This is a genomic window from Hyphomicrobium sp. 2TAF46, assembly GCF_052114865.1.
GTDB lineage: Bacteria > Pseudomonadota > Alphaproteobacteria > Rhizobiales > Hyphomicrobiaceae > Hyphomicrobium_B.
In genome coordinates this window covers 273599-300207 of record NZ_JBFRFO010000007.1, presented here as the reverse complement: position 1 = coordinate 300207, position 26609 = coordinate 273599, and the positions used below count along the sequence as shown (strand labels likewise).

The window sequence follows — 26609 nt, the reverse complement described above, 5'->3', positions numbered from 1 at the left end:
TCAAATAGTCTCCGCCCGAGGCTCGCTTAAACTTTCGGTTTGCGGATGTCACGTAGCAGCATTCGACCAGGCCAGATACTCAGGCCGAGCCCGGCTCGATCAGACCCGCACGCTCGCCTTCCAATGTGTCGAAAAGGAGTTGCAGACATCCGGCGGTAATCGCCATGAAAACCCCGGCAAAGATGACGTCCGACAGGAAGTGCCCGCCCTGTGCCATGCGCGTCAGTCCGGCGAGGCCACCGAGGACGATCGCGGATGTGACAAAGTTGCGCGAGAGGGATTTGAAGAGCATCGCGGCGGCGAACAGCACGATGAAGATCGATGAAGCTTCGCCCGAAACGAACGAGCAATTGTAGGTGCATTGGCTCGAGGGCGTAAACGGCGCCGTGAACGCCTTGCTGCCCGCGAATTCGACGACGTCACGCGGGCGAGCACGGCCCCAGTGATCCTTGAAGCCGATGTTGGCGACGACCAGCGGGCCCGTCAGCAGGCAAACGGCCAGGAACAGCCATTTCCTTTTGTCGACGCCGAGCCAGCTGACGGCTCTTCGGGCGGTGATGAACACTCCCACGAGGGTCAAAGCGCACGTCACATAGAACGCGACGATGAAGGCGAGGCGCAGCAGGCCAAAGGCCGTCAGCTGATTGCCGACGAATTGGCCGTTGCCCGCGTAGAACAGGTGGGCGGCCGCGAGATCGATGCCGGGCATCAGGCCGAAGACGGCGAACGAAAGGGCGCCGACGGCGACGGCGCCCTTGATCAGGCCAATTGCATCGATAACCGGGTTCTCTTCGGCCGCGTCATTTTCATGACGTTCTTCGATACCGAAAGCAAAGTCCGGCACTGACATCCCACCACCCCGACATATATCGAGGTTAAGCCTATCGGCAGCCGATATGGCAGCGGAACGTCAGTTTTATTACAGTTTGGTGACGATGGCGGCGTTCAAGCGTTGCCGAATACGCGCCGGAAGATCGTATCGACGTGGGCGGTGTGGTAATCGATATCGAACATTGCATCGAGCGCGGCAGGCGGCACCTTCGCCGTCACGTCCTTGTCGGACTTGAGTTCGGTCAGAAAGTCCTTGCCCTGCTCCCAAGTCTTCATGGCGTTGCGCTGCACGAGGGCGTAGGCGTCCTCGCGGCTGACGCCTGCCTGGGTCAAAGCCAGCAGTACGCGTTGCGAATTGTGCAGGCCGCCAAGCTTTTCCAAGTTCCGCTTCATGGTCTCGGGATAGACGACCAGCTTTTCAATGACGCCGGCGAGACGCGCCAGCGCGAAGTCCAGCGTCACGGTCGCATCGGGGCCGATCATGCGCTCGACGCTCGAATGCGAAATATCGCGTTCGTGCCAGAGGGCGACGTTTTCCATCGCGGGAAGAGCGTAGGCGCGCACCATGCGGGCCAGACCAGTCAGATTTTCCGACAGGACCGGGTTGCGCTTGTGGGGCATCGCCGACGAGCCCTTCTGGCCGGGCGAGAAATACTCTTCAGCTTCCAGCACTTCCGTTCGCTGTAAATGGCGGATCTCGATCGCGAGGCGTTCGATGCTCGAGGCGACGACGCCGAGGGTCGCGAAGTACATGGCGTGACGGTCGCGCGGGATGATCTGCGTCGAGACGGGCTCGGGGACGAGACCCATCTTTTCCGCCACGTACTCCTCGATGCGTGGATCGACGTTGGCGAAGGTTCCGACCGCGCCCGAGATGGCGCAGGTGGCGACTTCCTTCCGCGCGGCGACCATTCGTTCGCGGGCGCGTGTGAACTCGGCGTAGGCATAGGCGAGCTTGACGCCGAACGTTGTCGGCTCGGCATGGATGCCGTGGCTGCGCCCGATGGTGATCGTATCCTTGAATTCGAACGCGCGGGCCTTGAGCGCGGCGAGGAGACGGTCAAGGTCGGCAATCAGGAGATCGGCGGCGCGGACCAATTGGACGTTGAGGCAGGTGTCCAAGACGTCGGACGACGTCATTCCCTGGTGAATAAAGCGGGCGTCCGGACCCACGTGCTCGGCGAGGTGGGTCAGGAAGGCGATCACGTCGTGCTTCGTTACCGCTTCGATTTCGTCGATGCGGGCGACGTCGAAGGTCGCGGCCGACCCTTTTTCCCAGATGTTTTTTGCCGCAGCCTCGGGAATGATGCCGAGCTTCGCGGTGGCCGTCGCGGCGTGAGCTTCGATTTCAAACCAGATTCTGAAGCGTGTCTCCGGCTCCCAGATGCGGGTCATTTCGGGTCGTGAGTAGCGGGGTATCATCGAGCTAAATCCTTGATGCAACGCGGGAGGCGTAGCAGACGGGCAACGCTTCAGCAATCGCGGGGGGCCACAGCCGCGGGCGCTTCAGCGAGACTCGGCGCGCTCTGAGTTTTTCGCTGCCCCGCAGCAAATGCTTTGCAACAATTCGTGAATGGCAACTTCAATTACCGCCAGTGAATCGCCACGAACGCCTGACCTATTTCCTACTATTACGAGCGGGGCGTTTCTGTTTTTTGTTCAGGTAATATTCAGGGCAGTTAAGTCACACTCGTAAAAATCGTCGGTCTACGTTCAAATTTGCGCATTCAATTCGCGTGGGGGTGGGCCTACATTGAAAGACCCAAGGATGTAATGAGTCGATGAGCTCTACGGGGCGGCCAACTGAACCCCCGCTCCGGGCTCTACGCAAAAGCCATAAGCGGGAGACTTGAAGATAATGTCGCAACAGATGGGCAGCGGGGAGCTGGCTGAATTGGTCCATCAGATGGAGCAGTCTGAGGACGATCCGCGCCAGTGCTACGCCCTCGTGAAAGAAAGAATCACGGAGTTTCGGGATTCGGGCCGGGATATTCCGGATGAATTGAGGAAACTCGAAAGACGCCTAATGACGGAATGCATGCACGCTTCTCAGGGCCGCTAATATTCCGAACATTGCAGGACCGTAATAATCTGCAATTGCGTCCCGTAGATTTATAGCTTTCCAGCTTCATTCAGGCCGGCTTGCGCAATCCAGCGCGGGGCGGCCTTTTGTTTATGTGCCTCTTTGAGACAGGCTGCGATCGCGCGCCGAAACTGCTGTTGCCGCGTGGCTACAGGACGTTATGCGTGCCGTCGCAGTAGGGTTCGTCGTCCGTCGCCTTGCAGCCGCAGATATTGAAGGTGCCCGTATGGTCCGGAACGAACCGCAGCGGTTCGAATGACGTGCCTTCGTGCGAGCCGTCGCAAAAGGGCTGGGTCTTGGACCGGCCACAACGGCAGTACCAGTATTCCTGGCCTTCCGTGAGATCGACCTGGTAGGGCCCCGTTTGGGCGACTACGGCCTCGTCAGACATCGTTGTGCTCCATCTCGCAGAGGGTGGCTCGTTCAACCCGGCTTGCTGAAGCCGTGTCGCCGAACCGCGCCGGTGCAGCCCGCGTTTTTTTGACTCGCTATCGGGTTTGGGACCGCCGGGCAAGGGTCCGCGCTGTCCTGCTCAGCGGCTGGCTTCATGGTTCGGTCGTGGTCTGCCTAACAAGTGGGCGGGCAACTTTTTTCGGCAACGGCATTCTGGACATCGGCAAACGGCTGGGCGAATGTCACATACGGGCGCACGGAGTCCTGATGGGCGCGGCGGCGGGGGAATTGCCGTCCGGGTGGGGAAGGTTATCCAGCGCCAAAATGTCCTGTGACCAAAGATGTCCAGATCATGAGGGACCCGCGCATGGCCGATCTCTTCCGCAAGAAATCTGTCGCCTACGACGACTCGGACTTCGGCATGAAGCGTGTCTTGAGCGCGCTCGATCTGACGCTGCTCGGCATCGGAGCAATCATCGGAACCGGCATTTTCGTCCTGACGGGCGTTGCGGCGGCCACGCAATCGGGTCCTGCGGTCGTGCTTTCGTTCGTCGTCGCGGGGCTGGCGTGCGGCTTTGCGGCGCTCTCGTATGCGGAACTCGCGTCAAGCGTCGGGGGATGCGGAAGCGCCTATGGCTACAGCTACGCCGCGTTCGGCGAGCTCATCGCCTGGATCATCGCCTGGGACCTCATTCTCGAATACGGCGTTTCGGTCGCGGCGGTCGCCAATGGCTGGTCGGGCTATTTCAACAACGCGCTCACGGCCATCGGCCTTGGCCTGCCGCCGGAGTTCACGAAGGGGCCGTTCGCGGGTGGTGTCGTGAACCTCCCAGCATTCGGTATCGTATTCCTGTTGATGATCATGTTGATCATCGGGGTGAAGGAGACGGCCCGGGTCAACGCGGCGATGGTTGCGGTGAAGCTCGGGACGATCGCGATCTTTCTGGCTGTTGCGATCTTCAACATCCACCCCGAGAACTGGACTCCGTTCGCGCCCTTTGGCTGGTTCGAGCACACCCCGGAAGGCAGGCCGGTCGGCATTCTGGCGGGGGCTTCTCTCGTCTTCTTCGCTTACGTCGGCTTCGATGCCGTTTCGACGGCCGTCGAAGAAGCCCGTGACCCGCAGCGCGACGTGCCGACAGGGCTCGTAGGCTCGCTGATCTTCTGCACGATCATTTATATCGTGGTGTCGGGCGTCTTGACGGGCATCGTCAATTACACCGAACTCAACGTATCCTCGCCCGTCGCGTTCGCGCTTCAGAAAATCGGGTACAACTGGGCTTCGGCGCTGGTCGCCGCGGGCGTCATCACAGGTCTGACGACCGTCATGCTCGTTCTCTACTACGCCCTGACGCGCATCATCGTCGGCGTATCGCGTGACGGGCTCCTCCCGCCATATTTTTCGGTGGTCAACCGCCGCACGCATACGCCGGTCCGCACGACGGTCATCGTCGGTTTCGTCATGGCGGTGATGGCGGGCTTCCTTCCGCTCGGCATTCTCGCCGAACTCGTGAACATCGGGACGCTGGCCGCGTTCGTTCTCGTGTGCGCCGGCGTGATCTCGCTCAGATTTTCACACCCGGATCTGCCGCGGCCGTTCAAGATGCCCGGCGGCATTATCATTCCGACGCTCGGCATTATTTCGTGCGGTGCGCTGATCGCCTTCCTGCCGTTCGAGACGCACCTGCGTTTCGTCGTCTGGCTGGCGGTCGGGCTCGTCATCTATTTCGTGTATTCAATCAGGCACAGCCGGCTCGCGATCGCTTGAGGGCCAATTAACCGTCAAGACCCCCCTGGAAATTGACGTAGCGCAAGAGTAGGTTCCCGGCCGACCGCGGCCGCCTGTGAGCTTGCCTGCTCATCCGTCGGCCCGGATACGAGGATCAACACAAATGGACTGCGACAGTCGAAGCGACACTTCGATTTCGCCCGCATCCCTCCAGCTCGCCTGATATCGGGCCCGCTCGGACGGCTGCGTGCTGGCCGAGAACCGGAAGGGCCTGACATGCTGCGCAGCTATCGCCGCGAAAATTCGCACCTTGTTTTGGCGCAGGAAGGCATTCCGACCGAGATCACCGCGCCGCCGATCGATCTTCCGGTCTGGATCGATCTCTACAATCCCGCTCCCCAGGACAATCGCTACGTCGAGCAGCTGCTTGGAATTTCGCTGCCAACGCGGGAGGAGATGCAGGAAATCGAAGTCTCCGCCCGTCTCTACCAGGAGGACGGCGCTGAGTTCATGACGTTGACGGCGGCATCCCTGCTCGAAAGCGACGAGCCTATCAACACGCCGATCTCGTTCGTGCTCAAGGGCAGCACGCTCGTTACCGTTCGCTATGCCGAACCGAAGGCCTTTGCGAATTTCGTTGTCCGGGCGCAGCGTTCCACTGCTGTGCCCGTTGGCAACGGCGAACAGATCATGATGGGCCTGATCGAAGCGCTGCTCGATCGGATGGCGGATGCTCTGGAGCGCGTCGGAACGGGGATCGATCAGGTTTCGCGGCAAGTGTTTCGCAAGGGCGGGAAGGGCAAGGAAAAGGCTTCGCCGTCCAGCGAAGATCTGCAGGCGGCGATCGAGAGGATTGGGCAGGACGGCGATCTCTTGACGAAGGTCCGCGAAAGTCTCGTCAGCATCAACCGTGTGCTGACCTATCACACGAGCGTCGACCAGGATAAGAAGGTCACGAAGGAAGCCAAGGCGCGCAGCAAGGTTCTCTATCGCGACGTGGTCGCGTTGACCGATCAGGCGACGTTTCTGTCGAGTAAGGTCAACTTCCTGCTCGACGCGACGCTCGGGCTCATCAATCTGCAGCAGAACCAGATCATCAAGATCTTCTCGGTTGCGGCCGTGGTGTTTCTGCCGCCGACGCTCGTCGCCTCGATCTACGGTATGAACTTCGCGGACATTCCGGAGCTTCGGTGGGGGCTCGGATATCCGTTCGCGCTGGGCATGATGGTGATCTCGGCGATCCTGCCGTATCTCTATTTCAAGCGGCGCAGGTGGCTATAGCTTTGGTCGGTCGCGGCATTTACTGGAGGACGCGAGTAGCTATTCCAGCAATCGGCGCGCCGCTTTGTCGGGCGTCATGGTGCCCGAGAGCACGGCATCGGCAAGCGGGTCGAGGCCTTCCTTGCCACCGGATTTGATGCGTGCGGCGACGATGTCGGAGGCGGCGCGGGCGATCAGGTAGCGGGCGCGGCGGCGGCGTCTCTTCATCGCGCCTTCGGCTGAGACACGGCTGCCGATGTCATCGAACGCGCTGACTAGGCCGGGAACGCCGTCGCCACTTAATGCGCTCGTCTTCAAGACCGGGACTTTATCGGCTGCCATCGCGCGGATCGACAATGCGCCGATGAGCTGCTGCATCGTCTGCTCGGCGCCTGGGCGATCAGCTTTGTTGACGACGATGATGTCAGCGATTTCCAGAAGGCCGGATTTCATCGCCTGGATGTCGTCGCCCATGCCTGGCGCCGCTATGACGACGCGGATGTCTGCGACCTCGGCGACGTCGATTTCGTTCTGGCCGGTGCCGACGGTTTCCAAAAGCACGATATCGAAGCCCGCGCCGTCGAGTGCATCGATGATGCGCACGGCTGCGGGGGAGAGGCCGCCGAGATAGCCGCGCGAGGCCAGCGAGCGTACGAAAACGCCATCGTCGTCGAGCGCGGCCGTCATGCGGATGCGATCACCGAGGATGGCGCCGCCGGAGATCGGGCTAGAGGGATCGACGGCGATGACACCGACGGTACGACCCTGCTGTCTCAGATGCGTGATGACGGCGTTGACGAGCGTCGATTTTCCGGCGCCGGGCGGTCCTGTAAAGCCGACGACGAGGGCGTGCCCCAAATGCGGCTGCAGCGCCTGCAGCAACCCCGGCGCGGCGGCCGACAGGCGTTCAAGCTCGGTGATCACCGTCGAGATCGCGCGCCGCTCGCCGGCACGCATGCGTTCGACGTATCCCGCGATTTCGGCGTCTGGAATGCGGGCGATTGGGGGAAGCGGATCTGCGGTCGTTTTGGCCATATGCGCTGATTAGAAGGGAAGCGGTCCAGGCGCAACAGGGCATTGCCTCGCTGGCTGTGGTCCTTTCCCTTACGCGCTCTAAAACTTCTCCAGCAGGTCTTCTTGGGCCGCGGGCTTTTGCGGCGGGGCCGATTTGAGGATTGCCGGAAGGATGGCTTCCGCCTTGTCGACGACGGTGAAATGCACGTCGAGGCCATCGCGGATGAAGGTCTCCTTCTTCATGTGCGCGAGGAGCGACAGGAACTGGTCCCAGAAGCCATTGATGTTGGCGATGACGATGGGCTTCGCGTGGCGGCCGAGCTGCGACCAGGTCAACTGCTCGACGAGTTCCTCCAGAGTGCCGACGCCGCCGGGGAGGGCGACGAACGCATCGGCGCGATCGAACATCAGCTGCTTGCGTGTGTGCATGTTCTCGACGACGATCAGCTCGTCGACGTCCTTCAGCATCAGTTCGCGGTTACCGAGGAATTCCGGGATGATGCCCGTTACCTTGCCGCCCGCTCCGAGCGAGGCGCGAGCGACCTCGCCCATCAGGCCGAGGCTGCCGCCGCCGTAGATCAGGCGGATGTTATTGTCGGCGAGAGCCTTGCCGAGCTTTCGGGCCGCAATCGCGTAGGCCGTGCTCAGCCCCTTGCCGGAGCCGCAATATACGCAGACACTTTCAATTTTCGAGGGGGCTGTGGATTTCTTATCTTCCGCCGGTGTGCCGGCCGGCACCTTGCTCATTTCATTCATTCTCGTTCCATTCACAAACTACGTAACTTCAATATTTAGTGGTTCGCTCATTACCCGCCAGAGTATGCCTGGGTTGCATGCTGCTTTTGTGGAGGCCGTACAGCGTTCAAATTCTATTTTCACGTTGCCGGGCCCCGTGGGGCTGGCGAGAAACTGCCGCGTGTGGTTAGTTCATAGCGGGGTTCAAAGGCGAAGTTATGAAAAACGGCGAAGCCACGGTTTCCGCGAAGAAAACCGCGATTTCCAGCGCGCGCGCCGGTGCCGTTACCGCGCTGCTCGGCGTTTTGGCGCTTTTGCCGCTGCCGCTTGATGCCGCCATTGACCATGGCGATGCGCAATCGATGGGTACGACCTTCGCCGTCGACAGCAGATTTCCGCGGGTCGTCGCCAAGGATAACGACGATACGCTCGACGCTCGGGACGAGCCGCTTTTCCTGTTGGCCGAGGATCAGTCGAAGCCGTCTAACGGGGAGACCTCGCCGGGGACGGCGAAGGATCTCACCGACAGTTTATGGCCGCCGAAAGAGCTTGGCGTTTCCGATCGCGTGCAGGACTGGCTGGCGCGAGCCAATCGCGAATTTCAGACGACGATCATTCGGCGATTGTCGACGCCCGCTGGCGGTGCCGACGCGGACGCAATCGCGCGCAAAATCGAACTGGTAAAGCAGGAAGACGCTGAGGCTGCGGCTCTCCGGGCGAAAGAGGCGCTCGACGCGGCGCAAGCGAAGCTTGCGGCGGAGGCGGAAGCCAAGCACAGCCAAGAATTGTCCGAAGCTGCGGCAAAGGCCGCCGAGGAAGCCAAGGCTCGCGACGCGGAAGCGGCCCGGCTCGAGGCGCAGCGGAAGGCCGACGAGGCCAAGCGTCTGGCGGAGGAACAAAAGCGCCAGGATCAGCTTCGGCTTGCGGCGGAAGAGAAGGCAGCGCAGCAGCGTGCGGCTGAAGCGGCCGCAGCCAAGAAGGCTGAAGACGAGCGGAAGGCGGAAGCCGAGCGGCAAGCGTTGAAGGCAGCCGAAGAAGCCAAAGCAAAAGCCGCAGAAGTGGTGCGGCGGAAGGCGGAAGAGGACGCGAAGCGTGTCGCGGCGGAGGAGGCCCTGAAGGCCGCGGCCAAGGAACGGGAACTCGCTGCGCAGCGGGCAGCGGAAGCGGCCGCCGCCAAGAAAGCTGAAGAAGAACGGAAGGCAGATGTCGAGCGGCTAGCGTTGAAGGCCGCTGAAGAAGCTAAAGCGAAAGCTGCGGAAGAGGCACGCCGGAAGGCGGAAGAGGACGCGAAGCGTATTGCGGCCGAGGAAGCTCTGAAGGCCGCGGCTGATCGCGAAGCGAAGGCAAAAGAAGCAGCCGAAAAAGTCCGTCTCGCAGAAGAGGCGGCCAAGAGAGATGCGGACGCGAAGCGCGCCTCGGAGACCGCCAAGCAGGCGATGGACGCGGACAAGGCCAAGACGAAAGTTGCCGCTGCGCCGAGCGCGGCCGAGCCGCCGCCAGCAAAAACCCAACTGCCTGCGACAGTCTCCAAGAAGACGGCTTCGCGCGGTGAAAAGGGTGTCGCTCGCAAGCGGCCTCATTCCCATGCGCATGCGCATCGTTCCGTGAAACGGCGTGTGGTTGTGGCTTCCAATAACGAGGCGCGGGGGCCGGTGGTGAAGCCGTGGGTCCGGCGGGCGCGGCAGGGCCGCTGCCGGGCGGCCGGGGAGAAGGTTTTACTGCCCGGCCGATATACGGTCGCACGCGGCGATACCCTGTGGCGGATCGCCCTTCGGCACTACGGGTCGGGTGCATATTTCAAACGGATTTATCGCGCGAACCGGAACGTCATTCGCGATCCGAGCCACATTTATACGTGCCAGCGGCTTTATCTGCCGCGCCGGTGACGGCGATGGACTTTCCCGGCGCATGATCCTATCTGAAGCCGAATGCAAAGCGCCGTTGTCAATTGGTGCGTGGCGGTCCGCGATGGACTGCTGGCGCGCATTACGCCTTCCGCCAAGTCCAACCGGGTCTTGAGGGCTTTGTGGCCCTATGTTTGGCCTGAGGACAGGCCCGACCTCAAGCGGACAGTCATCTGGTCATTCATCATCGTCGTCATCGCCAAGGGCGTGACTGTCACAGTGCCCTTCACGCTGAAGTGGGCGACGGATGCGCTCGTCGCGGCGACGGGCGGGCATGTGGCGAGCAGCCAAACGCTGCCCTGGCTGATCGGCGCGCCGGTGCTGGCGACCATTTTTTACGGCATCGCGCGCATCGTGATGTCGCTGCTCGTGCAGATCCGCGAGGGCATGTTCGCACGCGTCGCGATGCATGCGGTGAGAAAGCTCGCGCTTTCGACGTTCGAGCATATGCACCGTTTGTCACTGCGCTTTCATCTCGAACGCAAGACGGGCGGTCTGACGCGCGTTCTCGAACGGGGCCGGACCGGCATCGAGAACATCAGCCGTATGGCGCTGATGACGCTCATTCCGACGATCGTCGAATTTCTGATGATCATCGCGGTCTGCGCCTACGAGTTCGACTGGCGCTATATCGTCACCATCGTGCTGATGATCGCGGCGTACCTCTGGTTCACGGTGAAGGCGACGAACTGGCGGCTTTCGATCCGCCGGGCGATGAACGAGAGCGACACGGACGCCAACACCAAGGCGATCGACAGTCTGCTGAATTACGAGACGGTGAAATACTTCGGCGCGGAAGGGCGGGAAGCGGCTCGCTACGACAAGTCGATGGCGGCTTACGAGAAGGCGAGCATCAAGACCTATACGTCGCTCGCGGTTTTGAACTCGGGCCAAGCGATCATCTTCACGATCGCGCTGACGATCTGTCTCGCGATGTCGGCGACGGACATCGTCTCCGGCAAGGATACGGTCGGCCATTTCGCGATGGTCAATCTTCTGATGCTGCAGCTCTTCATGCCGCTCAACTTCATGGGCATGGTGTATCGCGAGATCAAACAGGGCCTGACGGACATCGAGCGCATGATGGAAGTGCTCGAACAGAATCCGGAAGTCGCCGACACGCCGGGCGCGAAGGAGCTCAAGGTGACGGGCGGTGCCATCCGGTTCGACCACGTCGGCTTCGCCTACGATCCGGAGCGGCGAATTCTGAAGGATGTTTCGTTTGACGTGCCTGCGGGCAAGATGATCGCGATTGTCGGCCCGTCGGGTGCGGGCAAGTCGACGGTCGGGCGGCTGCTTCTCCGCTTCTACGACGTGACGGCTGGCCGGATCACGATCGACGGGCAGAACATTCGCGACGTGACGCAGTCGTCGCTGCGTGCGGCCATCGGCGTCGTGCCGCAGGATACGGTGCTGTTCAACGATACGATTTTCTACAACATCAAGTATGGCCGTGCTGACGCGACGGACGCGGAGGTTTATCACGCGGCGAAGCTGGCGCAGATCGACGAATTCGTGCGGGCGCTTCCCGATGGATACAACACGATGGTCGGCGAGCGGGGCCTGAAGCTCTCAGGCGGCGAGAAGCAGCGCGTCGCGATCGCGCGGACGATCCTGAAGTCGCCGCCGATCCTGCTGCTGGACGAGGCGACGAGCGCGCTCGACAGTCATACGGAAAAGGAAATTCAGGACGCGTTGGACCGGGTTTCCAAAGACCGCACGACGGTCGTCATCGCGCACCGGCTGTCGACGATCATCCATGCCGACAGCATTCTCGTCTTGGAGGCGGGGCGCGTCGTGGAGCAGGGCACGCACGGCGAACTGATCGCGAAGAACGGGCTTTATGCGAGCCTATGGGCGCGGCAGCGGCAAGCAGAGAAGGCACGCGAGGAACTTGCGCATGCGCTCGAAGAGGCGGGCGAGCCTGCGTGAGACGGAAAGGGCGGCGGACTGCGTCTTTAGATCAGCACGGCGCTAGTCTTCGACGATCTTCCAGCCGTCGGGGTTGGGCAGCTTTTTCCGCTTCGTCTCGGCTTCGTCGCGTGTCGTGAACCGGATCGCCAGCGAGCGCGGGACAAACACGTCGCCGTTGCCGAGATAGGTGTGCTGGCCGGTGGTGCGAAAAACGTCGTGCCGGTGTTCTTCCAGTAAGTATGCCATGGGCCGGGATCTCGCGTTCGCCGCGTTCTGCGGGAAGTGTGATCGCAACTTGCGGCAAAAAACTAGCCCCGAGATAAGGGGCCGGGAGACCCATCTCGGGGCTAGTTACGAGTTAAGCCCTTAGCCCTTCCAGGAAGCTTGCGGCCTAGCTCGATTCCATTAGGGGACGACTTTCGCCACTTCGCCCTCGAGGCGCTGTTTCGACTTGCCAGCCGCCTGATAGGCTTTGACCGCCTCGAGATTGACGGGCTTGCCGACCTGCACCAGCGCGACCATGCCCATGCCGAAGTGGGGCAGGCATTTGAAGACGTAGAGGCCGTCCTTCTCCGCGTTGAAGACGACTTCCTTGCTGAAGTCGCCTTTCACTTGCGGCACGCCCTCCGGCCAGACTTTATCGACGCTTTCCGCGTTGTGGCCCTTGTCGGTCGGAACGAATTTCACGGTGTCGCCGGGTTCCACTTTCAAAAATCCCGGTTCGAAGGCCATGCGATTGCCGGCGTTGTCCTCGTTGCGCATTTCGATGATGTGCTCGGCCGCGGATGCGAAGCGCGGGGCAGCGACGGCTGCGAGCGTGATGGTGCTCGCCAACAGGATCTGACTGGTCAACTTCATATGGTTTCCTCGCCCGGCCTTATCGTCATGCTCTTATTGTTTACATAAAAAGTATACTTTAAGGCGACGCTCCGCTCAAGTGCCGTTTTGCCGCAAAGGCCGAGCACGTCAGGAAGGCGCCGATCCGGCGCACGGGAAAACTTATCCCCGCCTGTTCGCCGGGTGTTAATCTTCACCTTTCGGCCGGTATGGTCCGGATTTCGAAAGGATATGGACGTTTGAAAGCTCAGGAATTCGCAGAGGCGTCGAAACGGGTTCTGGCCGCGATCTGGCGCGGCTCGGTGATTGCGCTCTGGACTGTGCGCGAGATTCTCAGGACCGCATGGACGATTTCGCGCGGGCCGTTGATCGCCGCGCTCAACATCTTCATGGCGCTGATCATCCTCTTCGAGGAATGGGGCTGGCGGCCGCTTTCCGACCTCATCGGACGGCTCGCGAAATACGCGCCCATTGCAGCGGCGGAGCGGTTTATCGCCGGGCTGCCACCCTATGCGGCGCTGCTGGTGCTGGCGTTCCCGACGGCGCTGTTGCTGCCGCTGAAGTTCGTCGCCGTGTGGCTGCTGGCGAACGGGCATTTCGCGACGGCGACGCTCTTGTTCATCGGAGCGAAGATCGCGTCGACTGCGATCATCGCGCATCTCTTCATTCTGACGAAGCCGTCGCTCATGCAGATCGGCTGGTTCGCGCGCGGCTTCAACTGGCTGATGCCTTGGAAGGACGCGCTGTTCGCGCAGATCCGTGCATCGTGGGTTTGGCGGTATGGCCGCGTGGTGAAGGCTCGGACCAAGGACGCTGCTGCGAAGCTTTGGGAGCGAACACGGCCGCAGGTCGCCGCGCTTTGGCGGCGGTGGACGGGGCGAGAATTCGGCTTCGGCAACGGTGGGACGAACAGGCTGGGCTTCCCCGCAGGCGAATCGGCGCGTGTGAAAGCCGGCGATCAGAGACCCTCGCACGAGGACGGTCGGGGATAGATTTCCCGCCAGGATGCCGAGGTGCGGCAACGCAAATGCCGAGGGCAAGCGATTTGATTGCAATTCAGCCACAGGGTCTAGGCTGCTTTGTTTAATACCAGAGGGTCGCAGCCGCCCGGATGTTGACGACCATCGTCAAGTATTCTTTGTTTTCCTCAGGATCTGAATTTGTTTGTTTGCCGCTGGGCGGGGGGCAAGCGCCGGTCGTTTCCGGCGATGTCCGGCGGCGGTGAGGGGGAATTGGAATGAAGTCGAAATTTGCAGCCGGCATCGTGCCGGTTTTGGCGTTGGTATCGGTTGCGTCCGCTACGAGTGCTAAAGCCGAGGACAAGCCGGATAATGGCGTTCCCGAATTCTCGATTGCGCAGGAATTGCCTTACGATGCGGCCCGCGCCTCGCTCGCAGCTTCCGGCATCAAATACGGGCTCAACTACACCGGCGAATATTTCAACGTGACCTCCGGCGGTCAGTCGCGCGGTTCGACCTACAATGGCCTCGTTGAGACCTATGTCGATATCGACCTCGAAAAGCTCGTCGGCTGGAAGGGCGCGGTCATTCACGCCAACGCCTTCTATATTCACGGTATCGGCCCGACCTCGAAGACCGGCAGCATTTTCGCGGTCAGCAACTTGGAAGGCCTCGAAGCCGTCCGGCTTGACGAACTTTGGCTCGAACAGTCGCTGCTCGACGACAAGGTGAAAGTGAAGATCGGTGCGATTGCCGCCGATACCGAATTCTTCGTCAGCGACACGGCGGCGGCCTTCCTGAACGGTACGTTCGGATGGGCCGGCATCGTGGCGTCGAACATGGTTCAGGGCGGACCGGCGTATCCGTTGACCGCAATGGGCGCGCGTGTCGCCTATACGCCGAACGATAACCTCACGATTTTGGCAGCTATCTTCAACGGCAGCCCCGCCAAACCGTTTGAGAACGCGCAGGAGTCCAATAGGCACGGCACCGACTTCCGCTTTGGCGACGGTGCGCTGATGATTATCGAGGGCGCCTTCAGATATGACGTCGGTCTGCCCGGCACGATCAAGCTCGGCGGCTGGAAGCAGTTCGACGCTCCCGACGGCTTCTATACGAACTTCAACACCGGGGCGGCCGTGAACTCGGACTACGGGCTCTATGCCATTGTCGACCAGCAGATCTGGAAGAACGGCGACAGCCAGAGCGTCAATGTCTTCGCCCGTGTTTCGACCAGTCCGGAAAACATCAGTCCGATGCATTTGTACGTCGATACCGGCATTCTGTTCACGGGCTTCGTGCCCGGCCGCGCCAAGGATACGTTTGGCGCTGCTTTCGGCTACGGGCAGGTTTCCTCCGATCGCGTTGCGACGGATCCGAGCGCCCTGCGGTCGTATGAATCCGTGGTGGAGATCAACTACGCTGCCGAACTGAGGCCCGGCGTCAGCATCACTCCCGACTTCCAGTACTTCTGGAATCCGGGCGCAACTACGGAAGTCGACAATGCCGCCGTCTTCGGCGCGCGGTTGAAGGTCAGCTACTAGGCTACGCGGCTTCTGGGCGGCTTCTTGGCCGCATGCGGGATTTACCGTACGACTTGTGCCTCCTAGCACTGCGGCGCTAGGAGGCTTTTTCATGAGCAGCGTCAAAACAGATCTTCGGCCGATCCTGATCGCCGGGCCGACGGCGAGCGGCAAGTCGGCGCTGGCGCTGGCGATTGCCGAGCGCACCGGCGGCGAGATCATCAATGCCGACAGCATGCAGGTCTATCGGGAGCTGCGCATTCTGACGGCGCGGCCGCCGCCCGAGGACGAGGCGCGCGTTCCACATGCGCTCTATGGATTCGTGCCGGCCAGCGAGGCCTATTCGGCGGGACGCTTCGTGCGCGATGCTGTGGCCGCGATCGCGAAGGCTCAGAGCGCCGGGCGACGGCCGGTTATCGTCGGGGGCACCGGCCTCTATTTCAAAGCGTTGCTCGAAGGGCTGTCCCCGATCCCCGACATCGGGCCGGAGATTCGTGCGTATTGGCGCGGAGAGGGCGACCGACGGGGGGCTGGGGCCTTGCACGGCGAACTCGCGGCGCGCGATCCAGTCATGGCTTCGCGCCTCGTGTCGACCGACCTGCAGCGGATCGTCAGGGCGCTCGAGGTGATTGACCAGACGGGCCGTTCGCTCGCCGAATGGCAATCGCTGCGCGGCGAGCCGGTGATCGCGGAAGCGGATGCAGTGTGCCTTTCGGTTTCCGGCGACCGCGCGGAGCTTCATGCCCGGGCCGATGCCCGCTTCGAGCGGATGATGCGCGAGGGGGCTCTTGACGAAGTGCGGGCTCTGTCGTTGCTACAACTCGATGCCGATCTGCCGGCAATGCGGGCCATCGGGGTCAGGCCGCTTCTTCGGTTGATCGCAGGCGAGGCGACCGTCGAGCAAGCGCTGGATGAGGCGAAAGCGGAGACCCGCCAATACATAAAAAGGCAGGAGACTTGGCTCAAAAGACATATGATTTCGTGGATGCCGGTCGAGACGAAAGAAACGGAAAGTTATTTGCGCGATATTTTCGCATTTATTCAGTGTTAGCGTTGACCAATTAGGCTCCGACACCTACTTTCCGGCAACCTTTTCGAAACCGCCCGAGCCCTTTGGCCGGCGAAGGAGTTTACGCATGGCACGCACGATGACCGGCGCCGAAATCGTACTGCAGGCGCTGGCCGACCAGGGCGTCGAGCTGGTCTTCGGATATCCGGGTGGCGCGGTGCTGCCGATCTACGACGAGATCTTCAAGCAGGAGAAGATCCGCCACATCCTCGTTCGCCAGGAAGGCGGGGCGTTGCACGCCGCGGAAGGTTATGCGCGCTCAACCGGCAAGGTCGGCGTCTGTCTCGTGACGTCGGGTCCCGGCGCGACGAACGCCGTGACGGGCCTCACCGACGCCTTGATGGATTCCATTCCGCTCGTGTGCATCACGGGGCAGGTGGCGACGCACCTCATCGGCAACGATGCGTTCCAGGAATGCGATACGGTCGGCATCACGCGGCCGTGCACGAAGCACAATACGCTCGTGAAGAGCGTGAACGATCTCGCGCGCATCCTGCACGAAGCGTTCTACATCGCGCGGACGGGCCGCCCCGGGCCGGTGGTCGTCGATATTCCGAAGGACGTGCAGTTCGCGCTCGGCAATTATGTCGGGCCGTCGAATATTCAGCATAAGACCTACCGGCCGAAGCTGAAGCCAGAGCAGACGGCTGTGCGCGAAGCCGTGGATATCATCGCCGGCGCCAAAAGGCCGGTGTTCTATACCGGCGGCGGCGTCATCAACTCGGGTCCGAAGGCAAGCCAGCTGCTGCGCGAGTTCGTGCGGCTGACGGGCTATCCGATCACGTCGACGCTGATGGGGCTCGGCGCCTATCCCGCGTCCGACAAGCAGTGGCTCGGCATGCTCGGCATGCATGGCACCTACGAAGCCAATCTCGCGATGCACGATTGCGACGTGATGATCAACATCGGCGCACGCTTCGACGATCGCATCACGGGCCGCGTAGATGCGTTTTCGCCGGGATCGAAGAAGATCCACGTCGACATCGATCCCTCGTCGATCAACAAGAACATCGTAGTCGATGTGCCGATCATCGGCGATTGCGCCTACGTTCTCGAGGACATGCTGCGGATCTGGAAGGCCAAAGCACCGACGCTCGACAAGCCGGCACACAAGGCTTGGTGGAAGCAGATCGATGGCTGGCGGGCGAAGAAGTCGCTCGCCTATAAAAACTCCAAAGACATCATCATGCCTCAGTACGCGTGTCAGCGTCTGCAGGAGCTGACGAAGAATCGCGATACGTTCTTCACGACTGAGGTCGGTCAGCACCAGATGTGGGCGGCGCAGTTCCTTCAATTCGAGGAGCCGAACCACTGGCTGACGTCCGGAGGACTGGGCACGATGGGATATGGACTGCCGGCCGCCATCGGTGTGCAGCTTGCGCATCCGAGATCGCTCGTCGTCGACGTTGCGGGCGACGCGTCGATCCTGATGAACATTCAGGAGTGCTCGACGGCAGTTCAATACCGGCTGCCCGTCAAGGTCTTCATCATGAACAACGAATACATGGGCATGGTGCGCCAGTGGCAGCAGCTCCTGCACGGCAACCGCCTGTCGGAGAGCTATACGGAAGCGCTGCCGGATTTCGTGAAGCTCGCCGAAGCCTACGGCTGGACGGGCATGCGCTGTGAGCATCCCGCAGATCTCGACGATGCCATCGAAGAGATGATCAATACGAAGGGACCGGTGATGTTCGATTGCCGCGTCGCCAAGCTCGCGAATTGCTTCCCGATGATTCCTTCCGGAAAGGGTCATAACGAGATGCTGCTCGGCGAGAACATTACGGACGAAGAGGTCGAGCGCGCGATCGGCGACGAAGGGAAGGTATTGGTTTGAGAAACGGGGGCTCAGGTTTCGGTATCGGACTGGTGTTGGCCGCCGCCATGTGCGCGGCCGCCATCGTCGCCGTGCCGCAGACGTCGGCTGCCAGGGAAACCTGGGACCACGTTGCCAACATCAAGGATGCCGCGAAACGCCTTGGCGAACTGCATCGCAGCCAGGGTTCGGCCGGCGTATTGAAATTCCTCGACGCCTGCTACCGGACGCAGACGCTCGCCAGCGAATATTCGGCAGGTCTCGAGTCGTGCATGGCGCAGGACTACATGCACAGCCAAGTGCTGGCGCAGATCTATGCGCGCATTCCGCAAGCCGATCGCGTGCGGATGGGCACGCCGGCGCCGGAAGACATTGCGCGTGGCATGGGGCAACGGTTCGTCGCGACGTTCCGGCAATACAAAATATCGACGAAGGAAGCCGAGAAGTTCAAGAAGCTGGTCGACACCAACGGCATGCCGATCTTCTTGAAATCGGTGTTCCCGCCGCGGAAGCCGGGTGAAGCCAACCCCGATGCCGACGCCGGCGCGGCGAGCAAGAACTAGCAACGATGCTGAAGCTCGTCATTGCCAACAAGCTTTACTCGTCGTGGTCGCTCAGGCCATGGCTTGTGCTTTCCGCATTCGACATTCCGTTCGAGGAAGTTCTCATTCCATTGAGGACGCCAGAAACCCGTGGGCTGGTGCTCGAGTATTCGCCCTCGGGGAAGGTGCCGGCACTCGCCGACGGCGATATCGCCGTCTGGGAGAGCCTCTCGATCATCGAGTATCTGGCGGAGAAATTTCCGGAGCTTGCGATCTGGCCGCGCGATGTCAGCGCGCGTGCCCATGCCCGCTCCATCTCGAATGAGATGCACGCGGGCTTTCAGGCGATCCGACAGGCTTGCCCGATGCATCTCGGCGCCCGTTTTGCGACGCCGCCGTTAACCGAGCCCATGCGCGCCTCCATCGACCGGATCGAGGACATCTGGGCGGAGGCGCACAATCGCTTTGCGGGCGGACAGCCATTTCTCTACGGTGCGTTCTCGGCGGCCGATGCCATGTATGCGCCTGTCGTGACGCGGTTCGACACGTATCAAATACCCGTGCGCGAGGCGACGCGAACCTATATGGATGCCGTTCTCGCGCATACGGCTTTCAAGGCGTGGCGGGCGGCAGCGCTCGTCGAGCCGTGGCGCATCCCGGATTACTCCGAGGGCCACACGCTGGTCGAAAGCTTCATCTGATCCAAACTTTCATCCCGACACCAAGAGACCGACGATGTCCGACCTAACGAAGCAAATGCCGCCGCCGAGCGTACTCAGATCGCAGGAGATCGTATCGCGTACGCTGTCGATCGTCGTCGATAACGAGCCGGGCGTGCTGGCGCGGGTCATCGGCCTTTTTGCGGGCCGCGGCTACAACATCGACTCCCTGACCGTCACCGAGGTCGAGCACGAGAAGCGGGTGTCGCGCATTACCGTCATCACCAGCGGCACGCCGGCTGTGCTGCAGCAGATCAAGCATCAGCTCGAGCGCCTCGTTCCGGTGCATCGCGTGCGCGATCTGACGGAAGAGGGCGGAGCGATCGAGCGCGAACTTGCGCTGGTCAAGGTTGCGGGCAAAGGCGACAAGCGTATCGAAGCGCTGCGGCTTGCCGAGATCTTCCGGGCCCAAGTCGTCGATACGTCACTCGAGCATTTCGTTTTCGAAGTTACGGGCAAGCCTTCGAAGATCGAGACGTTCGTTCAGCTGATGACGGAGCTCGGGCTGGTCGAAGTTTCGCGCACCGGCATCGCCGCCATCGGCCGGGGTGCGGGCGGCTGATCGCCAAAAGTTCTCGCAGTTTGTGATCGGCAACAGGGAGAACCGGTTCGCCGCGTTGCCGTTCAGATGATGTCGCACGATCTCTTTCTGTCGCTCATTACGTTTGCTTTCGTCTCGAGCATGACGCCCGGGCCGAACAACACGATGCTGCTGACATCCGGCGTCAATTTCGGTTTCGCGCGGACGTGGCCGCACATCCTCGGCGTGACGATCGGGTTCACGATCATGTTCGCGGGGGTCGCTCTCGGCGCTGGGCGGGTATTCACGGTTTTTCCGACGCTCTATTCGGTGCTGCGCATCATCAGTATCGGGTATCTGCTGTGGCTCGCGTGGCGGATCGCGACGGCTGGAACGAGCGATCCTGTCGTCACTGAAAAAGCGCGGCCGATGACGTTTTTCGAGGCGGCGCTTTTCCAGTGGGTCAATCCGAAAGGCGTGATGGTGGCGCTGAGCGTCGCGGCCAACTACGTTTCGCCCGCAAACCTCTGGGCCGGCGTTGCGTTGATTTCAGCGATTTTTCTCACGGTCTCGCTGATTTCAGCGACGACGTGGGCCTTCTTCGGCACCTCGCTCAGGCCGCTTCTCGCGAATGAGAGGCAGGTCAGGATTTTCAACGTGGCGATGGCCGTTGCGCTCGTTGCGTCGTTGTGGCCGCTCGTTCGCGAAATGATTTGAGCGTTCTACGCCGCGCGTCAGCTCTTCTTGGCCATCCGGGCGTTTTGGCGCTCTGTAACCGCTTCACTCGCCCGAAGTGTTGCTCCGCGCGACCTTTGCCCAGTCCCTATCCTCTCGTGACAGCACGACGCCGCGCGCCTTGCTGGCGCGGATGACATCTTCGAAAAGCTTTCGTGCCGCAGCCGGATCGCCAAGCTTCTGCTGCAGCAAAGCGTAGCGGGTGCGGGCTTCGAGGCCGATGAAATAGCCAGCTAGGGCTCGGTATTCGACTTCGGCTTCCTCAAGCCGTCCCTGTGCCTCGAGTGCCCGGGCAAAGGTCAGATGCGCGTCCTGGTTCTGGTATTCGGGGTTTGCGTCGCGGAGCTTATGCAGGGTCTCCTCGGCCGCCCGAGCATCACCGCTGCCGAGTTGCGCCCGTGCGAGCCCGCGTAGCACGTCGGGGTCGTCGGCATAGATGCCTTGCGCAGCGTCCTTGTAAAGGGTGATGGCTTGATCCCACATTCCTTTGCGCTCGCACTCCTCGGCGAACTTGCGTTTGGCCTCGACAGTGCCGCTGATCCGATGCTGCTCGCCGAGTTGACGCCAATGGCGGTCTGGATCGACCGTCGTGTGTAGATCCTCTGCAACCTGCCGGACGCGCCGGCTGCCTGCGAAATCAGGCAGCAGCTCGAAAATCACATAGGCGATAGAGCCGACGACGGGGAGGAAAAGAAGCACCGCCAGCCAAAACTGCGGCCGTCCGGTCTGATACGCGTGAGCCATGAACCCAATAGCAATGAATAAAAGCAGCATGCCCAGAAACGGCATGAATTCCCCCCTTGCAGTCCTCGGGCAAACGCAATTGTTGCCCTGCAAGGTCAACATATCACATGTTTTAGCTTTACATGCGACATGGCTCGGTACGGCATTGCGTTGATTTCAGCGATTTTTCTCACGGTCTCGCTGATTTCAGCGACGACGTGGGCCTTCTTCGGCACGTCGCTCAGGCCGCTTCTCGCGAATGAGCGACAGGTCAGGATTTTCAACGTGGCGATGGCCGTTGCGCTCGTTGCGTCGCTGTGGCCGCTCGTCCGCGAAATGATTTGAGCGTTCGACGCCGCGCGTCAGCCCTTCTTGGCCATCCGGGCGTTTTCGTGTGCCAACGCCTCGGCCGATTCAGAGAAATGAGAACCGTCATCGTTCAGCCCAAACTTCTGTTTGTCGAGCCCTTTGAAAGCGAGTGAACCATCGGACGTGGCGTAGAGCGGGAGGGCGCTCGGCGGCTGGCCGAAGGTCACCAGAAATGCCTGGATGTTCGGCTGGTATTTGCCGTCGACGCCCTTGGCGCAGCGGTCCGGGCCCTCGGCGGCTGCGCAAGCACTCAGCGAATTATAGGACGGCGCGCGGCTTCGATGCAGCGCAACAGCTCTGTCGATCACCTGTCCGCATTGGTCGATCGTCAGTTTCTGAACGCCGGCGCAGTCGCCCGACGAGATGAAAACGCCCGTTTCGACCTTCGTTTTCGGCTGCACGGCCGTCGCGCTATTCCCGCAACCGGCAAGGGTGACGGCGGCAAACAGCATTCCGAATAACGCGATCATTCGCATGGCGTCGGGTCCAAATTGGGCGTCGGAGACCGCAAATATGCGCGTTCGGAGTTAGGGTTCAGTTAATGGTTGCACGGGGCTCGGGAGCGGGGGCTGAGAAAAATTCGATCTAGGGCAGTCGGTAGCACCCCGGCCCGTTGAATCCTTATGCCGATCTCTGTAGGTTCCGCCCAGATTTCGGGCCCGGTTCCGAGCCCCTGTCTTTCAACCCAGCCCGACCGTCGATTTCGACCGGGGAACCCGAGAGGCCGCCCATGCGCGTCTATTACGATCGTGATGCCGATATCAACCTTATCAAATCGAAAAAAGTCGCGGTCGTCGGCTACGGCAGCCAGGGCCATGCGCACGCGTTGAACTTGAAGGACTCGGGCGTCAAGGACATCGTCATTGCGCTGCGCAAGGGCTCGGCTTCGGCGCAGAAGGCTGAGGGCGCTGGTCTCAAGGTCATGGAAGTGGCCGACGCTGCGAAGTGGGCCGACGTCATCATGATGCTGACGCCGGACGAACTGCAGGCCGACATCTACAAAGAGCAGCTCGAGCCGAACATGAAGAAGGGTGCGGCTCTTCTTTTTGCGCACGGCCTCAACGTTCATTTCAACCTGATCGAGCCGCGGGCCGACCTTGACGTCGGCATGGTCGCGCCGAAGGGGCCCGGCCACACGGTGCGCGGCGAATATCAGAAGGGCGGCGGCGTGCCGTGCCTGATCGCCGTCCATCAGGACAAGAGCGGCAACGCGCACGATCTCTTCCTTTCGTATGCGTCGGCCATCGGCGGCGGGCGCTCAGGCGTCATCGAGACGACGTTCCGCGAAGAGTGCGAAACGGACCTTTTCGGCGAGCAGGCCGTGCTTTGCGGCGGTCTCGTCGAAATGATCCGCGCTGGATTCGAGACGCTCGTCGAAGCGGGCTATGCGCCGGAGATGGCATATTTCGAATGCTTGCACGAAGTGAAATTGATCGTCGACCTCATCTACGAGGGCGGCATCGCCAACATGAACTACTCGATCTCGAACACGGCCGAGTACGGCGAGTACAAGACGGGTCCGAGAATCATCACGCCGGAGACGAAGGCGGAGATGAAGCGCGTGCTTGCCGACATTCAGACCGGCCGCTTCACGCGTGACTGGATGCTGGAGTGCAAGGCCGGGCAGCCGAACTTCAAGGCGACGCGGCGCTTGAACGACAGCCATCAGATCGAGGAAGTCGGTGCGAAGCTACGCGCGATGATGCCCTGGATCTCGAAGAACAAGCTCGTCGACAAGGGCAAGAACTGATCGCTGCGGTAGATTTTCGGGCGGGGTCCAGACAGCTGGAACCGCCCGCACTACTGCGCTTTGGGGAGGGTTTACGTGCGGCAGCGCGGGCGGTCTACGTCAAATCCAGCCAACTGACCTTTCGGCCAATCGACCGGGACTAACGCGGGCGGCAGAGGAGCGGGGACCTCTGCCGCCCGTTTCCGATTCTGCCGCTTGCGCGGCTTCTTCGGATATAAAGGGGCTCTGACGCAGCGCGGCCGCTGCGTGAGCCCGATGGTGTTTCCATCGGGCGGCAGGTGATCCATCATCACACCTCGCCGCAATGTACCTAGTGCAACACTAGGCTGCTGAAACCGGCCAAAGGTGCTGGGAGATCTTGACTGTCGCCCCCCAGCGACGCTGTCGTGAGTGTCATATGCGGTTCGAATCTTGGCCGGGTCATGACCAAACTTGGCTGAAGCGAAGGCTAGAGCTTTTTTGTGCAGTTGGAATTCACATCGCTAAGCGCCCAACATATTTGTGCTTCGAGCATTTAAAGAGGAGCCGAAATTGCGGGGGCGCGTTTTAGTCAGATGGAGACTTATTTGCGGCTGCTATTCCCTCGCGCCGTATTTGCGTGAGGTTTGCACGTGAAAGACCGCGCAATGCCGGATGCCGTTTTTCCGTTTGTAGACGGCGTAAAATCCGTTTCGAATTGTTCGCTGAAACTATCGGGTGAGCCTTGGCCATTTGCGCTCGCGCATGCAGCCGATATCGACGCGCATTGGCAGGCGGCGACAAAATCCAATTCCTCGTATTTCAATGGCATCGTGCATCTGATCGATAGCGTGCGTTTCGGCGATGACGTGTTCGAAGCAACGCTGACGCGCACGGATTTCAAAAGCTATCTCTACTGGCGGCTGAGCGGCTATCCCGAGGCCGGTGTTCTCGACGGTTTTGGCTCGGCGGTCATTCGCTCGTCCGACGGCGACATTCTGCTGGCGCAGCAAATGCCGGGGAACGTCAACTATGGTTTTGCCTGTCTGCCATCGGGCTTCATCGACGCGCGGGATGTGCAGCCCGACGGCACGATCGATATCGCGCGCCACATCGGGCGGGAAATTGCCGAAGAACTCGGAGTGGTCGCGAACCATGTCGAACGCGAGGGCCGCTTCATCGTTGTGCGATCCGGCACGCAGGTGTGTTTCGCGATCCTGTTCAATGCGGCGCTCTCGACGGCGGAGATCGCGAAGCTCGTCGACGAACACAACGCGATGAGCGACGATCCGGAATTGGATTCGATCATTCCGGTTGCAAGCCTCACCGGCATCGCCGATCTCAAGATGCTGCCTTATGCGCGCGCATTGCTGGAGGCGCTTTTCGCCGCGCGCTAGGGCTCGTGCGCTCCGTGAAAAAGAGCTTGGCGGCGGCGGAGGCTTGCCGCATGGTGCCGCCGCTCACGCGGTCGCTCGCCGGCTTGAGCGCAGCAGCGGGGAGTATGGCGCACGATGGCGCTCACGTATCATGTCCTGGACGTTTTCACGGAGCGGCCGTTTGGCGGCAATCCGCTCGCAGTGGTCCTTGGTGCCGACAGGCTGAGCACCGCCGACATGCAGACGATCGCCCGGGAGTTCAATCTCTCCGAGACGGTGTTCGTGCTGACGACGACGAGCCCGGGGCATACGGCGCGCATCCGCATTTTCACGCCGAGCCGGGAGCTGCCGTTCGCGGGGCATCCGACGATCGGCACGGCCGTGCTGCTGGCCGAGCTTCGCGCGATGCTCGGAAACGGCGAGAGCGATGCGATTATCGCGCTCGAGGAAGAGGTCGGCAGCCTTCGGGTGGGCGTGCGCATGCGCGCGGGCGGGGCGTCGTTCGGAGAGTTCGACGCGCCAAAGCTTAGCTGCGTTCCGGAGCTGTTGCCGGAACCCGAGCAGATCGCGGCGGCAGTGGGTCTCATTCCGAGCGAGATCACCTTCGAAAATCACAAGCCGACGCTGGTTCGAAGTGCGCCGTCGTTTGCCTTCGTGCCGGTGTCGAACCTCGAGGCCATGGCGAAGGTGCGCATTTCTCCGCAGCATTGGGCGCGGGCGTTCACGGATCGCGGCGTCAGTGGCGTCTATCTCTACACGCGGCAGTGCGTGCGCGGGCAATCGGCGTTTCATGCGCGGATGTTCGCGCCGGATCTGGGCGTGAGCGAAGATCCGGCGACGGGGGCGGCTGCGGCGAGCTTCGCCTATGTCATCCAGGAGTTCGACGGCCTGACCGACGGCGTACACAAGCGCGGTATCGAGCAGGGCTTCGAAATGGGGCGGCCGAGCGCGATTTCGCTGACGATGACGGTCGCGCGCGGGAAGCTCGAAGGCGTGCGCATCGGCGGCTATGCCGTGCGCGTCGCCGAGGGAACGCTGAAGATCTGATCTTCTACTTGCGCGCCAGGACCGGCATCATGCGGGACAGCGTGTTGTCCTTATAGGCGTAGTGGTGCGCCAGTGCGGCGAACGCGTGCAAGCCAATAATGAAATAGAGCGCGTTGCCGATGAGCTCGTGCGCCTCCTTCAGCGTGCGCCCGAGGTCTTTGTTCTCGCCGATGAGGGAGGGAAGCTCGAGGCCGAAAAAGGGAGCGGGGCGGCCTGCGGCGTTCGACATCAGCCAGCCAAGCAACGGCAACGTCACCATCGCAGCATAGAGCGTGGCGTGGGTGAGATGGGAGATGCCCGTCTGCCAAGCTGGCGGCACGGGGATGATCCGAGGCGCGACGATACGGGTCCGCAACAGGATGCGGACGATGGCGAGGAGCAGGATCGTGATCCCGAGCGATTTGTGGGCCAGCATGAGCAGGTCGCGCGTCGGGTCGCCCTTTGGAAAGGATTCGTGGAACTCGACGGCGGCGAACACCGCGACGAAGGCCAATGCCGTAAACCAGTGCAGAGCGACGAGGGCCGGCGGGTACGCGTTCGCTTCGGTGGATGGTTCAATGGCTACGGTCACGCAATCTTCTCCCCGGGGAATGCTTCGGATTGGTCCTTGTGGCAGTTTCTGAACGAGTTTTGCGACCGTTATCCGTTGGAATGGGACGAAAATTGCCGAAGACGGCCGGTTTTGTTGCAGATGCTTGGCCGTGTTCCTGGCCGCGGCGGCGGAACGGCTTGATTTCCGGGAACCAGATCGGTTATTCACCCCTCGATTGAATTGTTGGACCGGATGGGTCCCACGGATCGGACTT

At 61.4% G+C, this 26609-nt stretch carries 26 protein-coding genes; 16 read left to right on the top strand and 10 right to left on the bottom strand.

The features are described 5' to 3' along the window. Positions 1-79 precede the first annotated feature (79 nt). The 3 genes from AB4Z24_RS16370 to AB4Z24_RS16360 form a co-directional block, all read right to left on the bottom strand. Positions 80-850, bottom strand: coding sequence for a phosphatase PAP2 family protein (locus AB4Z24_RS16370; protein WP_441709959.1), 771 nt, complete (start codon positions 848-850; stop codon positions 80-82). 95 nt (positions 851-945) lie between these two features. Continuing rightward, positions 946-2253: an adenylosuccinate lyase gene (purB, locus tag AB4Z24_RS16365; protein WP_441709957.1), complete on the bottom strand. Its 1308-nt coding sequence runs from the start codon at positions 2251-2253 to the stop codon at positions 946-948. Positions 2254-3062: 809 nt separating this feature from the next. Then, the gene (locus AB4Z24_RS16360; RefSeq protein ID WP_441709955.1) at positions 3063-3305 is read right to left on the bottom strand and encodes a CDGSH iron-sulfur domain-containing protein; all 243 of its coding nucleotides are present in this window, start codon (positions 3303-3305) and stop codon (positions 3063-3065) included. A 333-nt stretch (positions 3306-3638) separates the two neighbouring features. On the opposite strand from AB4Z24_RS16360, the gene AB4Z24_RS16355 reads away from it, so the two are divergent. Together AB4Z24_RS16355 and AB4Z24_RS16350 are read left to right on the top strand one after the other, a co-directional pair. Further along, positions 3639-5075 carry an APC family permease gene (locus AB4Z24_RS16355; protein WP_441709953.1) on the top strand — a complete coding sequence of 479 codons (1437 nt, stop codon included), beginning with the start codon at positions 3639-3641 and terminating at the stop codon, positions 5073-5075. A 237-nt stretch (positions 5076-5312) separates the two neighbouring features. Further along, complete coding sequence (locus AB4Z24_RS16350; RefSeq protein WP_441709952.1) at positions 5313-6317, top strand: magnesium transporter CorA family protein; 1005 nt, start codon at positions 5313-5315, stop codon at positions 6315-6317. A 39-nt stretch (positions 6318-6356) separates the two neighbouring features. Here AB4Z24_RS16350 and meaB read toward each other — a convergent pair whose 3' ends face one another. Both meaB and AB4Z24_RS16340 read right to left on the bottom strand, forming a co-directional pair. Further along, positions 6357-7331, bottom strand: a complete 975-nt coding sequence (meaB, locus tag AB4Z24_RS16345; protein ID WP_441709950.1) for a methylmalonyl Co-A mutase-associated GTPase MeaB — start codon at positions 7329-7331, stop codon at positions 6357-6359. 78 nt (positions 7332-7409) lie between these two features. Next, a complete protein-coding gene (locus tag AB4Z24_RS16340; RefSeq protein WP_441709948.1) occupies positions 7410-8057 on the bottom strand; it encodes a TIGR00730 family Rossman fold protein in 648 nt (215 codons plus the stop codon). Between the two features lie 206 nt (positions 8058-8263). On the opposite strand from AB4Z24_RS16340, the gene AB4Z24_RS16335 reads away from it, so the two are divergent. Continuing rightward, positions 8264-9931 carry a LysM peptidoglycan-binding domain-containing protein gene (locus AB4Z24_RS16335; protein ID WP_441709946.1) on the top strand — a complete coding sequence of 556 codons (1668 nt, stop codon included), beginning with the start codon at positions 8264-8266 and terminating at the stop codon, positions 9929-9931. 42 nt (positions 9932-9973) lie between these two features. After that, positions 9974-11881: an ABCB family ABC transporter ATP-binding protein/permease gene (locus tag AB4Z24_RS16330; RefSeq protein ID WP_441709944.1), complete on the top strand. Its 1908-nt coding sequence runs from the start codon at positions 9974-9976 to the stop codon at positions 11879-11881. Positions 11882-11923: 42 nt separating this feature from the next. Here the strand turns inward: AB4Z24_RS16330 and AB4Z24_RS16325 are convergent, their stop codons facing one another. Next, positions 11924-12109, bottom strand: a complete 186-nt coding sequence (locus AB4Z24_RS16325) for a hypothetical protein (RefSeq protein ID WP_441709943.1) — start codon at positions 12107-12109, stop codon at positions 11924-11926. A 159-nt stretch (positions 12110-12268) separates the two neighbouring features. After that, the gene (locus tag AB4Z24_RS16320; protein ID WP_441709941.1) at positions 12269-12721 is read right to left on the bottom strand and encodes a pseudoazurin; all 453 of its coding nucleotides are present in this window, start codon (positions 12719-12721) and stop codon (positions 12269-12271) included. Between the two features lie 218 nt (positions 12722-12939). On the opposite strand from AB4Z24_RS16320, the gene AB4Z24_RS16315 reads away from it, so the two are divergent. The 8 genes from AB4Z24_RS16315 (at position 12940) to AB4Z24_RS16280 (ending at position 20562) form a co-directional block, all read left to right on the top strand. Then, positions 12940-13692, top strand: a complete 753-nt coding sequence (locus AB4Z24_RS16315; RefSeq protein WP_441709939.1) for a hypothetical protein — start codon at positions 12940-12942, stop codon at positions 13690-13692. A 245-nt stretch (positions 13693-13937) separates the two neighbouring features. Then, the gene (locus tag AB4Z24_RS16310) at positions 13938-15203 is read left to right on the top strand and encodes a carbohydrate porin (RefSeq protein WP_441709937.1); all 1266 of its coding nucleotides are present in this window, start codon (positions 13938-13940) and stop codon (positions 15201-15203) included. A gap of 91 nt (positions 15204-15294) precedes the next feature. Next, a complete protein-coding gene (miaA, locus tag AB4Z24_RS16305) occupies positions 15295-16233 on the top strand; it encodes a tRNA (adenosine(37)-N6)-dimethylallyltransferase MiaA (protein WP_441709935.1) in 939 nt (312 codons plus the stop codon). Between the two features lie 85 nt (positions 16234-16318). Continuing rightward, complete coding sequence (locus AB4Z24_RS16300) at positions 16319-18085, top strand: acetolactate synthase 3 large subunit (protein WP_441709933.1); 1767 nt, start codon at positions 16319-16321, stop codon at positions 18083-18085. Beyond that, a complete protein-coding gene (locus tag AB4Z24_RS16295; RefSeq protein WP_441709931.1) occupies positions 18082-18627 on the top strand; it encodes a hypothetical protein in 546 nt (181 codons plus the stop codon). The genes AB4Z24_RS16300 and AB4Z24_RS16295 overlap by 4 nt, the downstream gene beginning before the upstream one ends. 5 nt (positions 18628-18632) lie before the next feature. Next, positions 18633-19307 (top strand): glutathione S-transferase family protein, encoded by a 675-nt coding sequence (locus AB4Z24_RS16290; RefSeq protein ID WP_441709929.1) that lies wholly within the window; start codon positions 18633-18635, stop codon positions 19305-19307. Between the two features lie 34 nt (positions 19308-19341). After that, on the top strand, positions 19342-19887 hold the full coding sequence (gene ilvN / locus AB4Z24_RS16285) for an acetolactate synthase small subunit (protein ID WP_441709927.1): 546 nt from the start codon (positions 19342-19344) through the stop codon (positions 19885-19887). A 66-nt stretch (positions 19888-19953) separates the two neighbouring features. Then, entirely contained in the window at positions 19954-20562 is a 609-nt protein-coding gene (locus AB4Z24_RS16280; protein WP_441709925.1) for a LysE family translocator, read from the top strand. Positions 20563-20625: 63 nt separating this feature from the next. Here the strand turns inward: AB4Z24_RS16280 and AB4Z24_RS16275 are convergent, their stop codons facing one another. After that, entirely contained in the window at positions 20626-21369 is a 744-nt protein-coding gene (locus AB4Z24_RS16275) for a tetratricopeptide repeat protein (protein ID WP_441709923.1), read from the bottom strand. Between the two features lie 84 nt (positions 21370-21453). On the opposite strand from AB4Z24_RS16275, the gene AB4Z24_RS16270 reads away from it, so the two are divergent. Further along, positions 21454-21648 (top strand): hypothetical protein, encoded by a 195-nt coding sequence (locus tag AB4Z24_RS16270; protein WP_441709921.1) that lies wholly within the window; start codon positions 21454-21456, stop codon positions 21646-21648. 17 nt (positions 21649-21665) lie between these two features. Here the strand turns inward: AB4Z24_RS16270 and AB4Z24_RS16265 are convergent, their stop codons facing one another. Beyond that, positions 21666-22142 (bottom strand): DUF1190 domain-containing protein, encoded by a 477-nt coding sequence (locus AB4Z24_RS16265; RefSeq protein WP_441709919.1) that lies wholly within the window; start codon positions 22140-22142, stop codon positions 21666-21668. A 260-nt stretch (positions 22143-22402) separates the two neighbouring features. Here AB4Z24_RS16265 and ilvC point away from each other — a divergent pair, with 260 nt between their 5' ends. The 3 genes from ilvC to AB4Z24_RS16250 all read left to right on the top strand — a co-directional run bounded on the left by ilvC (position 22403) and on the right by AB4Z24_RS16250 (position 25803). Then, a complete protein-coding gene (ilvC, locus tag AB4Z24_RS16260; RefSeq protein ID WP_290989996.1) occupies positions 22403-23422 on the top strand; it encodes a ketol-acid reductoisomerase in 1020 nt (339 codons plus the stop codon). Between the two features lie 611 nt (positions 23423-24033). After that, positions 24034-24777, top strand: coding sequence for an NUDIX hydrolase (locus tag AB4Z24_RS16255; RefSeq protein ID WP_441709917.1), 744 nt, complete (start codon positions 24034-24036; stop codon positions 24775-24777). A gap of 114 nt (positions 24778-24891) precedes the next feature. Then, the gene (locus AB4Z24_RS16250; RefSeq protein WP_441709915.1) at positions 24892-25803 is read left to right on the top strand and encodes a PhzF family phenazine biosynthesis protein; all 912 of its coding nucleotides are present in this window, start codon (positions 24892-24894) and stop codon (positions 25801-25803) included. A 4-nt stretch (positions 25804-25807) separates the two neighbouring features. Here the strand turns inward: AB4Z24_RS16250 and AB4Z24_RS16245 are convergent, their stop codons facing one another. Then, on the bottom strand, positions 25808-26374 hold the full coding sequence (locus tag AB4Z24_RS16245; RefSeq protein WP_441709913.1) for a cytochrome b: 567 nt from the start codon (positions 26372-26374) through the stop codon (positions 25808-25810). Between the last annotated feature and the right edge of the window lie 235 nt (positions 26375-26609).